This window comes from Sphingomonas sp., assembly GCF_035998645.1.
Lineage (GTDB): Bacteria > Pseudomonadota > Alphaproteobacteria > Sphingomonadales > Sphingomonadaceae > Sphingomonas.
On the sequence record NZ_DASYHL010000005.1, the window covers coordinates 622505 to 635207 of the forward strand.

Here is a 12703-nt window from a genome sequence, read left to right on the forward strand (position 1 = left end):
TGTGTGTTGCCACCTAACTAGGGTCGGCAGCCGCGCGTCTCAAGCATCGAGTGCCAAGCTTTGTTCGCTCGCCGCGAAGCCCGGCTTGTGCGCCGCGACCAGATCGGCGGGCAGTTCGAACAGCACCGGCCCCGCTGTATAGAGCAGCCCCGCGGCCACCTCGCGCCCCGGAAAGATCACCTCCAGCGCCGCGACATAGGCGGCCATCTGCCGAACATGATAGGGCGGCACATCGCCGAGCGCCCCCGGCGCGCGCCGCCCGGTCTTGAAGTCCACCACCAGCACGCGGCTGTCGGTCACCAGCAGCCGGTCCGCCGTTCCCGAAACGACATGCCCGCCGCCCACCACCGCAGCGACCGGCGCCTCGGCCAGCGCGTCCGGCCCGAACAAATCGGCAAAGCGCGGCTCGGCCAGCACCCCCAGCGCCGCCCGCGCCAGCTCGGCGCGCTCGCCCGCATCCTCAACGCCACCCGCGCCCGCCAGCCAGCGCTCCGCCACCTCCGCGCGCCGCTCGGCAGCCACCACCGGCAGCCGCTCCAGCAAAGCATGGATCAACCGCCCCCGCTCCGCCGCCGCGCGCAACGCCGCAGCAGGCGGGGGATCGGCCACCAGATCCTCACCCAACGAAGACGGCGCCAGTGGCCGCGGCGGTCGCGCCTCGACCGGAGCCGCCCGCCGCGCCCAATCGGGCACCGCACCCGCCGCCTCACCGGCATCCGCAACAACCACCCTGCGCGACACCGCACGGGTCGGTGCCAGCCCGGCAAAGCTCCGCTCCCCCTCGCCCTCCGGCACGCCCAGCGCGTCCAGCCCCGCCGCAGCAGCCGTGTACCAGCTCAACTCCGGCGGCTCGCCCTTCGCCTTCGGCCCCAGCGACCCCGCAATCACCAGCCGCTCCTCGGCCCGCGTCGCCGCGACATAGAATAGCCGCCAATGCTCCTCCAGCTCGCGCGCTTCCGCCGCGCTCACCGCCGCATCAACCGGCCCGCCACGCTCGGCCTTGCCCGGACGGAAGACGGGGAGCTTGAACCCCTCGCCCTCCGGCTCCCACTCCACAAAATCCCCGCGATTGCCCGCGACCGGGTCTGCCGTCGCATCGGCCAGGATCACCAACGGCGCCTGCAACCCCTTCGCGCCATGCGCGGTCATCACCCGCACCGCCGCCTGCGGTTGCGCCGCGTCGCGCACAATCTCGACATCCCCCCGGTCGAACCAGTCGAGGAAGCGTTGCAGTGTCGGCGTCGCCACCCCCTCGAACCCCAAGGCCGCCGTCAGCAACTCCTCGATCGGATCGAGCGCCTCGGCCCCCAGCCGGTGGAGCAGCTTGCGCCGCCCGTCCATCGGCCCGGTCAGGATCGCCTCCAGAAACCGGTGCGGCGTCATGAAGTCGGCCCGCGCCAGCAACCCGAACAGCGGCTCCAGCCGCTCCGGCGTCTGCGTCGCGCGCAAATGCCGCCACAGGCTCCCGCGCTCGCGCGTCGCCGCGACCATCAGCTCATCCTGCGTCCACCCGATCAGCGGGGACACCAGCAACGCCGCCAGCGACAGATCATCGTCCGGCTGCAACGCGAACCGCACCGCCGCGAGCAAATCCTGCACCGCCAGCGGCGCATTCAGCCGCAGCCGGTCCACCCCCGCCACCGACACCCCCTCGGCATAAAGCCGCGCGACGATCAGCCCCGCCAGCTCGCCGCGCCGCCGCACCAGGATCATCACATCCTCGGGCCGCAGCACCCGCCCCTTGCTCTCCAGCTCCAGCGTGCCGATCCACTCGCGGATCTGTCGCGCGATCCGGTTGGCCAGTTCGCGCGTCGCATCGTCGATCCAGCCTTCCTCATCCTCGGGGTCGCCGCCCGTTACCACCGGCGGCCACAGCGTCACCGTCCCCGGCCCTTCGACCCGGCTGGCATGCGGCTCGGGCTCGGCAAATGCGCCCATCCCCGGCGGGGGCAGCGCGTCGATCGCGGCATCGACAAACTCCAGCACCGGCGCGGTTGAGCGGAAGCTGTGCACCAGCGACAGCGTATCCAGCGCCCCCGCCGCGCGTGTATCGAAATGCTGCTGCGCCGCGCGGAAATTGACCGGGTCGGTGCCCTGAAAGCCAAAGATCGCCTGCTTGTAATCCCCGACCGCAAAGATCGTCCGCACCTCCTCGCCATGCGCGCCCTCGCCGGCAAAGAACTCGTCGGCCAGCGCGCGCACGATCCGCCACTGCGCGACATTGGTGTCCTGCGCCTCGTCGATCAGGACATGGCTGGTCGCCTGATCCAGCTTGTAGCGGATCCAGTCGCCCATCCCGTCCTGCTCCAGCAGCGCCACCGCCTTGCCGATCAGATCGTCGAAATCGACCGCCCCCGCGCGCCGCTTCGCCGCGGTATAGGTCGCGGCATACTCCCGCCCCGCCGCCAGTCCTTGCGCCAGACAATCGACATAGCCCGCCCGCGCCACCATCCCCTGAACGGCGATACACGCCTCGCCCAGCGCGATCAGCAGCGATTCATAGTCCGGGTCGATCCCCGCCAGCTTCGCCGACACCTTGCGCGGCTCATCCTTGCCGGTCAGCGCCAACTTGCGCAGATCACTCAGCCCCGCCACCCGCGCCACCGGGTCCGCCGCCAGCCAAGCCCGCGCGACGCCGGCATCGCGCGTCCCCGTCGCCGTCCCCCAAGCGTCATTGGCATCGGCAATCCGCGCCAGCCCGTCCACGTCGAACGCATCGTCGCTGCACCACTCCGCCGCAGCCGCTGCGACATCCCCCGACGGCAGCCCGAACGCGCGCCGCAACCATGGCTGGATCCCGCTCGGCATCGCCGCCATCGCCTCGGGAGCGCGCGCACACGCGCTCAGAAACGCCTCGGCCTTGCCCTCGCCCAGCCGCAAGCTCAACGCGCCCACCGCATCGATCACCCAGCCGCGCCCCTCGCGCTCGGCGGTCACCAGCATCTCCGCCAGCGCCTCGCGCGCCAGCGCCGACTCCTCGCGCGCCTCCAGTGGCCGGAACCCCGGAGTCAGCCCCGCCTCGACCGGAAACGCCGACAGCAAGGCCTGGCAAAAGCTGTGGATCGTCTGGATGCGCAATCCTCCGCCCGGCGCATCCAGCACCCTGGCGAACAAGGTCCGCGCCAGCGCAATCTGCGCGTCATCGGCCGGCTCGCCCAGCGCTTCCAGATCGGCAAACAGCTCGGTCCGCTTCGCCCGCACCCAATAGGCGAGCCGCCCGCTCACCCGCGCCGCCATCTCCGCCGCGCCCGCCTTGGTAAAGGTCAGGCACAGGATCGCACCCGGATCGACCCCGCGCAGCAACAGCCGGAACACGCGGGCGGCAAGCACCTGAGTCTTCCCCGTCCCCGCGCTGGCCGACAGCCACACGCTCGCCTCCGGCTGCGACGCCGCGCCCTGGCTCCCGGCGAGCGGGGGGAGTGCCGAGATGTTAGCCGACGACATGCGCGACTCCCCGGCTTTGGTTCACGCGAAGGCGCAAAGGCGCGAAGGCTTTTTGTTCACGCAGAGACGCAGAGAGCGCAGAGACGCTAGGCCCTGCGCGAAGCGCATGCATGTTGCGCCCAGCGGCCCCGCTGAGAATATGGAAACCGCTAACGCGGCGGGCCATCATCTCTGCGCTCTCTGCGTCTCTGCGTGAAAGAATCACTTCTTCTTCGCGCCTTCGCGCCTTCGCGTGAACCAAAACCCCGCTCAAGACCGCCGCTCCCGCCCATACCATTCGTCCCGGCGCATCAGCTGGTCATAATCCGAATAGGGCGCATATTCCGGATGCAGCTTGGCAGTGAACGCCTCGCCCCCGGTCAGATACCGCCCCGCCGTATCGGCGAAATTCTCCGCCGCCGTCGGCACGAACTCCTCCGGCTTCATCCGCCCATATTTCTCCGCCGGATCGACCGGCGTCGCGACATAGCCGAACTCGCCATTCTTGCGCGCCAGCGACCAATATTCGAAGCAACTCGCCCGCCCCGAAATCCCCGCAAACCCGCCCCGCTCGGCGATCAGGCCGAGCAGGCCCAGCTGCAAACTATACCCCGCGCGCACCGCCCGCGTACTGGGAGGCTGGCCGGTCTTGTAATCGACAATCCCGATCGTCTCGTCGCCCATCGCGTCGATCCGGTCGAACTTGCCGGTCAGCCGCACCCCGGCAATGTCGATCCCGCCCTCCTGCTCCACCGCCAGGATGCGCCGCGCCGGATGCGCCGCCGTCTCGCGCACGATCCAGCGCACCGCCTCGATCAACCTTGGCTGCCACAGCGCGCGCATCATCGGGTGCGCCGCGCGCAGCATCTCCAGCACGCGCGGCTCCAGCGCGTCGGGGTCACAGCCATCGTGCCGCGCCCATTGCTCCAGCGCGTCATGCACCGCCGTCCCGCGCCACGCCGCGCTCGGATCGGCATCGACCGGATCGAGCGGGCGCAGCCGCAGCATCCGCTTGGCGTAAAAGGCATAGGGGTCGGCCTTCAGCCGATCGACATCGGTGACGGGAATCGATCGCGGCCGGATCGCCACCGGCGGGCACGGCTCGGGCCGCGTCACCGGTTCATGCACCCCCGGCACATCGATCGCCCGCGCCCAGGCCTCCAGCTCGCTCGCCCGCTCCAGCCCCCCCGACAGCGCCTCCAGCCGCAACCAGAAGCGCGACGCGATCGTCGGTGCCCCCGCATCGCGCTTGGCCCGCGTCAGCAGCACCGCGCGCGCACCCAGCCCCTGCGCCAGATCATGCGCCGCGAGGCCAATCCGCCGCTCCAGCCCCGGAAGGCCAAGCTCGCTGCGAATACGCGGCGCCAGCCACGGGTCGGGCGCAGGCAGCCCCGGCCACACCCCCTCATTCAGCCCACCCAGCACCACCAGATCGGCAGCATGCAACCGCGCCTCGATCACGCCGAGAATCGCGAGCCGAGGATGCCCGCCCTGCGGCGGCCGCACCGCCACCTCGTCCATCAACGTGCGCAGCAATGCGGGCAGGCTCGCCGGCGCAATCAGCGCGGGCCCATGCACCGCCTCACGCTCCAGATCGTCGAGCAACGCCGCCGCCGCACGCCCATCGACGCCCGCCCACAACCGCTCGCCGCACAGCCGCTCGGCCCCTTCGCGCAACTGCGCCAGCAGCGTAGCAGGCGGCACCATCTCCGCCGCAAACGCCGCCTCAATCGGCTCCAGCAGCGCCGCAATCTCCGCCCATGGCTCGATCGCCCGCCCCCGCGTCCGCGCATCATAGCCCTCGGGATCGGCCAGATGCGCCGCTACTCCCGCGAGCCCGGCAGGCGGCCTCGGCCCGCGCAACGCCAGATCGAGCGACCGCACCTGCTCCAGCCACCCGATCCGCGCCTCCCCCGCGCGCACCAGCGGATGTTTGAGCAGCGCCAGCAACGCCATCGGCGCAAACCCCTGCGCCGCCGCCTCGGCCAGCGCCAGCAACAGCGTCCCCGGCGGCAGGATCGCCAGCGCCGACCCGGCGGAATCGTCGATCGCGATGCCCCAACGCGCGCAATGCGCCGCCACCCGCTTGGCCAGCGCGCGATCCGGCGTCACCAGCGCCGCCGTCCGCCCCGGCTCCTCCAGCGCCTGCCGCAACGCCAGCGCAATCCCCTGTGCCTCCTCCGCCGGGGTCGCGACCTCCAGCACGCGCACCCCCGCCAGCCGCCGTTCGCCAGCGGGCAGGTCGCTCCACAAGGTCGTGCGCTCGGCGGGCATCATCGCGCTCGCAATCGCCTTGCTGCGCGCGGGCGGCGCGTCCAGCTCGGTCGCGACGCGCCAGCTCTCGAACTCGCCGCGCTGCACCCCCATCCGGTCGATCAGCAGCTTCAGATGGAATTGCGGATGCGTCTCCAGGCTGCGCTTGCGCCGTCCGCTGACCGGGTCAGCCGGGAACGGCCCCAGCATCGCCCATTCTTCGTCCGCCATCGCCAGATCGACGCCCGGCAGCACCACCTGCCCCTGCGGCAATCCCGCAACCACGCGCAGCAGCCGCGCAATCGCGGGCGCGCTCGTGGTAATCCCCGCCGCGCAGACAAAGCGCTCGGGCGGCTCCGCCCGCCACCGCGCCGCCACCCGGTCGAGCAAGCGGTTGCGCCGCTCGGCCAGGTCGATCCGACCAAGCCGTTCAAGCGCTTGCGGCCACTTCTCGAGAATGATTTCGAATAGGTCGAGCGCGCGCTGCCAATGCACAGTCAGGTGATCGAGCAGCACCACGTCGCGCAGCGCGCTCGGCGCGATCTCCTCGACCAGCATCTGGTCGAGCGTCCGCCCCAGATCCCCCGCCAGCCGCACCGCCTCCGCCGCATCGACGCTGCGGTCATGCGCCTCGATCAGCCGCGCCAGAATCATCCGCCGCTGCAACGGATCGACCGCGGGCGGGATCGGCGCGTCATCGTCGGCGGGATCGAGAAACGGACCCGCCGCCTCATCCAGCTCGGGATCGCCAATCGCCACCATGCGCGGCAACAACAACCCACCCCCGCTCGCCCGCACGAACGCATCGGTGATCGTCCGCTTGGCGCGATTGGTCGGCACCAGCACCACCCCCCGCGCCAGCCGCAACGGATCGCCCCCATGCCGCCGGATCAACCCCTGCGCGAGCGCATCGGCAAAGGCCCGATGCGGCGGGATGGTGTAGAAGTTGAGGCGGGTGGTCATCCGCCAATGCGTAGCCGCCATGCGCCGTCCTCGCCAAGGCGATTATGGGCGGGCGGGCATATTCGATAGCGTCCATGCAGCACGCACCCGCCCGGTGAACACCGGCTGGTAGTCCCTCAGTTCGATCTGCGCTTCACGGTCGAAACTCGAATAGGTGGCGAGGCGGTCAAAGATGCCAGCCTGCGCGGCACGATACAGCGAACGAACCTCGGGCCACGAACGATCGTGATCGCGAAGATACCCCGCCAATGACCGGTAGCCGAAAATCCGTCTGGGGTGGGCTGCTGGCAGCGTTGCCCGGGCACGAAGCGATCGCCGATAGAACTGCTCGGCTTCCTCGTCGCGATCCTGTCCCTCCAGGTTGAAGGCACGACTGTCGTAGAGATCCGCCATCGCTGGCGAATCCTCCGGCGTCACGGCGGCGTATGCCGCAATCGCTTTAAGGTGCAGCGGCTCGGCCTCAACGTACCGCGCCTGCAGATCCAGGTTGGTCGCCAGCATCGATTGACCAGCAGCAATCGTAAGGTGGCCAGCGGGCCAGTGTGCCTCCTGAATTTCCAATGAGTTCCGGCGCAGCGCCTCGGCTTCACGAAGATCACCGCGATTTTCCAGGAGCATAGCGAGATTGTCGTAGCTCCACGCGACGATATACTCCTCTGCCCCGAACGTCTTGATGCGAATGTCGATGACACGTCGCAACAGCGGCTCGGCTTCGTCGGCGCGGGACATGTTGATCAACGCCCGCCCCAATCCTTCGTAGCTCGCGGCGAGTGCGGATGGATTGGACGGCGACAATTGCTCCCGCAGCACCATTGCCTTGCGATAAAATGGCTCCGCATCGACGTAACGGGCCTGACTCGCAAGATTGTCTGCGAGGTTGTTGTAGCTCATCGCGATCAACAAATGCCCCGGCGGCCGATGGCGCTCATGCAGCAGCAGCATACGCCGAAGAAATACCTCTGCCTCGCTATGGCGGCTCAGCCGATCCAGAACGCCGGCCAGCTGATTATAACCGTCTGCAACCCGCAAATCGGCTTCGGGCAAAGTCTGCTCGAGCAGCGCCAGCGCCGCGCGTCGGGGCGCCTCCGCTTCAACGAACCGGCCTTGTGTGCCGAGCGTCAAAGCCAAGAAGTCCAGCGCATGCGCGCGATCAGGATAGGACTTGCCGTCGGGTGGGGCAGACAGCGTGACGGCCCTTCGCGCAAGCCGTTCAGCCGCCTGATAATCGAACTGGAACGTCTCGGACCCCGCCCACATCAACAGCAGCGCGCAGCGGGATGGCTCGCCCACTTCGCATTGTTTCAGCTCGGCAAGGATCGTCGCCGCTGCCTGACGGTGGTCGTTGCGCTCGGATGCTTCCCGGGCGGCCACCGGCACAGGCCATTGCTGCGCGTTCGCAGGCGAAACGACCGCGAGCGCCAATGCCATCAGCAGGGTTTTACGGACAGCCATCGCCCCATCATGCGGAAAAGCAGCGCGATTGTCGTCTGTCAGAAATGGATGTTCAGGCTCTTCGTGCCCTCACCCATCCGCCAACACCGCCTCGGTCGCCGCAATCGCCGGCGGACTGCCGACATCGAACCACAGCCCCTGATGGACCACGCCAAACGCCCGTCCGGCCTCCATCGCGCGCTGCCAGAACAGGTTCGTCGAGAACGCCCCCTCCGGCCAGTCGCGGATCACGCGCGGTGAGAGGATCTGCACCCCGGTATAGACGAACGGCGCCAACCGCCCCGGCTTGCGCCGTCCGACGATCTTGCCGAACGGGTCGAGGTGAAAGTCCCCCTGCCCGCCATGGCAATGCGCGCGGGCGAGCGGAACGAGCAGCAGCAGCGCGTCCATCCGGTCATCGTCCCACGCCGCCGCCAGCTGGCGGATCGCGTCGATCGGGCCGTCGATCCACAGATTGTCGCTGTTGACGCAGACAAAGGGGTCATCGCCCAGCATGTCGCGCGCCTGCACCAGCCCGCCGCCGGTCTCCATCAGCTGCTTGCGCTCGTCGGACACCAGCACCTCGATATCCTTCACCCGATGGGTGACATGCGCCTCCAGCGCATCGGCAAGATAATGGACATTGACCACCGCGCGTTCGACGCCCGCGCTGCGCAGCCGGTCGAACACATGGTCGATCAACGGCTTGCCCGCGACCTCGACCAACGGCTTGGGCCGTGTCGCGGTCAGCGGGCGCATGCGCTTACCCAGCCCCGCGGCCATCACCATCGCGGTGCGCGGCACGGCACCGGCCGGGATCGGCCGGATCGCCAGCGTTTTCTTCGCGCTCACGCCTGCACCACCACCATCGGGTCGCCGCGCAGATGCGCAGGGATGTTCGCGTCGAACCACGCCTTCACCGGGGCGAGCGCCGGATGCTGAAGGTCGCGCTCCAGATAGCCCCACACGCGCGGACACAGCCCGGGATAACGCGGCTTGCCGTCGCGCTGCCACAGCCGGGTGAAGATGCCGATGATCTTCGCATTCCGCTGCGCGCCGAGCACATGATAGGCATCGACGAACGCCTGATCCGCCCCGGTAATCCGGCGATAACGGTCGAGCATCGCCGCCTCCAGATCGGGATGCACATCGCGCCGCGCGTCCTGCAGCAGCGAGACAAGGTCATAAGCCGGATGCCCCGCCAGCGCGTCCTGGAAATCGAGCAGGCCGAGCGTCTCGCTGCCCTCGATCAGCATCAGGTTTTCGGCATGATAGTCGCGCAGCACCGTCACCCGCTGGCCCTGCAGCGTCGGGGCCAGCACCGCATCCCACGCCGCGCGATAGCCTTCGACATCCGCCTCGACCCCGATCGCCGGGCAATACCAGTCCGTCAGCAACGCCGCCTCACGTTGGCAGGTGTCGACGTCATAGGGGTCGATGGCCGCCGCTTCATGCCCGCGCAGCCGGATCAGTACGTCGATCGCGGCCTCGTACAGCCGCAACTCGCTCTCGGGCGCGGCATCGACGGTCTCGCGCAACCGCGCGTCGCCGAAATCCTCGATCAGCACCAGTCCCGTGTCGAGATCCTCGCCATAGATCGTCGGCGCAGCAAAGCCGCGATCGGTCAGCCAGCGCGCGATCGAGATGAACGGGCGCGGGTCCTCATGCGGCGGCGGTGCGTCCATCAGGATCGCGCTGCGCCCCGGTGCCTGCACCCGGAAGTAACGCCGGAACGACGCGTCCCCCGCCAGCGGCAGGATCTCGCCATCCCCCCAGCCGATCTCGGCCAGGAAATGCGGAGCCCGTGCGGGCGGGTTCATGTCGGGGGGCGAAATCACGCCATCGCTTGCAGGGGCCATCGGTCCTTCCATGCCGCCGGTACCCGCGCTGTCAAGCCACGCGACCCATCGGCTTCGATCGTCAGTGTCAGCCACAGGGCATCCGCCCACCAGGCATCGGGCAGCCGCTCGGGCCATTCGACCAGCAGCAGCGAATCGCCGCGCGCATCCTCCAGCCCCAGTTCCTCGGCCTCGTCCGGATCGTCGATGCGATAGAGGTCCACATGCAGCACCGGAAACGCGACCTCGGGCGGGTCATAGGGCTGGACGATTGCATAGCTCGGCGACGGCGCTTCACCCTCCAGCCCCAGCGCCGCGAGCAGCCCGCGCGCGATGCTGGTCTTGCCCGCGCCCAGCTGCCCCGACAGCGCCACGACATCGCCCGGCCGCACTTGCGCCGCGAGCGCGCGCCCAAACGCCTGCGTCGCGGCAGCATCGGCCAGCGTGATCATGCGCGCGGCAGCTCCGCGACCACCATCGTCCCCTGCCCCGGCTCCGACACCAGCTCGATCGTACCGCGATGCGCCTCGACGAACTGCTTGGCGAGCGGCAGGCCAAGTTGCAGCGCGCGCTCGCCATTGCGACTGATCCCGGCCTGCGCGAAGCGGTCGAACGCCTTGGCCGCAACCGCCTCCGCCATGCCGGGGCCGTCATCCGACACGACGATCCGCGCCCGCGTGTCCGACCCGTCGATGTGCAGCAGCACCCGACCGCCCTCGCCGGTCCCGCTCACCGCATGGCGTAGCAGATTCTCGACAATCTGGCGGATGCGGCGCGGATCGCCCTGGATGCTGCCCGCGCTGCCCTGAATCTCGACCACCAGCTCGATCTTCTTCGCCTTGATCGACGGCTGGACATTCTCGACCGCCGCGCCCGCGACCAGTTCGAGATCGACCACCTCCCGCGCCAGCGCCCCGCCATCGCGGGTCAGGTCGAGCACATCGTCGACCAGGTCGCCGAGCCGCCCGACCGACTCCAGAATCGCGCCCGAATACTCCACCGCCGTCTCCGGAAGTGCCCCGGCATAGCCGTTGTAGAGCATCTCGGCGAAGCCCTTGATCGACGTCAGCGGGGTGCGCAGCTCATAGCTCATGCTGGCAACGAACGCGGTCTTGATCCGGTCCGCCGCCTCCAGCGCGTCGTTGCGCTCACGCAGCGCATTCTCGATCCGCCGCCGGTCCGAAATGTCCAGCATCGTGAACAGCGCGTTGCCATCGGGCAGCGGCACCGCCGCGACCTCGAAAATCCGACCGTCGGCAAAGTCGATCGACCCGCCGCGCTGCTGCCGCTCGACCGTCGCCGCACGCACCAGATCGCCGATCAGCGCCGCGCGACCCGGCTTGGCAAGCTTGCCTGCTGCTTCCTTGGCCAGCGCATCGACCCGCGGATGCCCGGTGATGAACGCGTCGTCGAACCCCCAGGCCTGTTTGAACCGGTTGTTCCACAGCTGCAGCCGCCCATCGGCGGAGAAGACGCCCAACCCCTCGAACAGATTGTCGAACGTCGCGGTGCACACCCGCAACAGCGTGTCTCGCGCGCTCGCCAGCTGCACCTGCTCGGTCAGATCCTCGAAAATCGTCAGCAACCCGCCCTCGGGCAAAGGCTGGGCAACGACGCGCAAATGGGTACCGCCGGGCAGCGTCCAGTTTTCCTCGCGCGCGCTCTCCGCCGCCAGGAACCATTCGCGCCGCTCATTCTTCCACCCGGGAAAGTCGCGCACCACCGGCAAGCGGTTGGCCTCGCGCATCCGCTCGAGGATGCGGTCGAACTCGGGCCGGTCGGCCAGCCACTCGTTCTTCAGCTCGAAAATGCGCCGGAACGGCTGGTTGCAGAACACCAGCGCGCGATCCGGCCCGAACTGCGCCACGCCTGCCGACAGCCGGTCGAACATCGCGCGCTGCGCCTCGGCCGCGCGCTTGATCCCGCCGCGCGCCTGTTCCAATTCCTCGACATCCACGGCAAAGCCCGCGACCCCACCGGTCGGCAGCGGCACGTCATGGATGTGCAGCGTGCGCCGCTTGCCCCCGATCGTCGCCGGCAGCTTGACCATCTGCGGCGCACCCACCTCGCGCGCATGCGCCGCGCTGGCGAGCGGCCCGCCGGGCGCAGAGGCATCGACCAGTTCAACGCCCGAGGCGACGACCTGCTCGGCATCCTTGCCCTCGACCGCCTCGACATAGGCGTTGTTGACCATCGCGATGCGCAGCTCGGGATCGCGATACCACATCGGCATCGGCGCGGATTGAATGAGGCCGGTCAGCGCATCGAACGCGACGCGATAGCGATCCGCCTCCGCCGCAAAGCGCGCCACTTCCTCGCTCGGCTCGGTCGCATCGAGGAACCAAAGCACCGCCCCGCCCGGCGCGCGCACCGCATCGGGCGCGCGGACGCCGGTCGCGAGCAGCGTCCGGCTCGCCCCGCGCACCGGCACGATCATCCGGAACGGCTTGCCCGCCCGCTGCGCCGCGCTCACCTCCTGATCCAGCGCCCGCGCGTCTTCAGGCGCCAGCACCGCGTCATTATCGATCAGGTCGGAAAAATGGGCCGGCACCGCGTCGAACCCGAACAAATTGGCGAGCGCGATCGACAATTCGATCCGTCCATCCGCCCGCACGATCATCGCCAACGCCGGCGACCCCGCCGCCAGCGCAAGCAGCCGCGCGTTCGCGTCGCTCAACTGCCCCGCCCGCGACCGCGCGCGCAGGCCGGCGAACAACATACCCGCAGCACCCGCGACCAGCACCGCCAGACCGGCGCCGGCCAGCGTCGCCGCACTTTGGGAAATCTCGATCAAC

At 69.3% G+C, this 12703-nt stretch carries 7 protein-coding genes; all 7 read right to left on the minus strand.

Features of this window, described 5'->3' with window-relative positions; genetic code table 11:
* Positions 1 to 39 precede the first annotated feature (39 nt).
* Positions 40 to 3444 carry a double-strand break repair helicase AddA gene (addA, locus tag VGN66_RS16695; RefSeq protein ID WP_327519918.1) on the minus strand — a complete coding sequence of 1135 codons (3405 nt, stop codon included), beginning with the start codon at positions 3442 to 3444 and terminating at the stop codon, positions 40 to 42.
* A 249-nt stretch (positions 3445 to 3693) separates the two neighbouring features.
* Complete coding sequence (gene addB / locus VGN66_RS16700; protein ID WP_327519919.1) at positions 3694 to 6660, minus strand: double-strand break repair protein AddB; 2967 nt, start codon at positions 6658 to 6660, stop codon at positions 3694 to 3696.
* A gap of 21 nt (positions 6661 to 6681) precedes the next feature.
* Positions 6682 to 8091 carry a tetratricopeptide repeat protein gene (locus VGN66_RS16705; protein WP_327519920.1) on the minus strand — a complete coding sequence of 470 codons (1410 nt, stop codon included), beginning with the start codon at positions 8089 to 8091 and terminating at the stop codon, positions 6682 to 6684.
* Between the two features lie 69 nt (positions 8092 to 8160).
* The gene (locus VGN66_RS16710) at positions 8161 to 8859 is read right to left on the minus strand and encodes a nucleotidyltransferase family protein (protein WP_327520290.1); all 699 of its coding nucleotides are present in this window, start codon (positions 8857 to 8859) and stop codon (positions 8161 to 8163) included.
* Positions 8860 to 8918: 59 nt separating this feature from the next.
* Positions 8919 to 9890, minus strand: a complete 972-nt coding sequence (locus VGN66_RS16715) for an aminoglycoside phosphotransferase family protein (protein ID WP_327520291.1) — start codon at positions 9888 to 9890, stop codon at positions 8919 to 8921.
* Positions 9891 to 9904: 14 nt separating this feature from the next.
* Positions 9905 to 10360 (minus strand): tRNA (adenosine(37)-N6)-threonylcarbamoyltransferase complex ATPase subunit type 1 TsaE, encoded by a 456-nt coding sequence (gene tsaE, locus VGN66_RS16720; protein WP_327519921.1) that lies wholly within the window; start codon positions 10358 to 10360, stop codon positions 9905 to 9907.
* Positions 10357 to 12702: a PAS domain-containing sensor histidine kinase gene (locus VGN66_RS16725; protein WP_327519922.1), complete on the minus strand. Its 2346-nt coding sequence runs from the start codon at positions 12700 to 12702 to the stop codon at positions 10357 to 10359. The genes tsaE and VGN66_RS16725 overlap by 4 nt, the downstream gene beginning before the upstream one ends.
* Position 12703 lies beyond the last annotated feature (1 nt).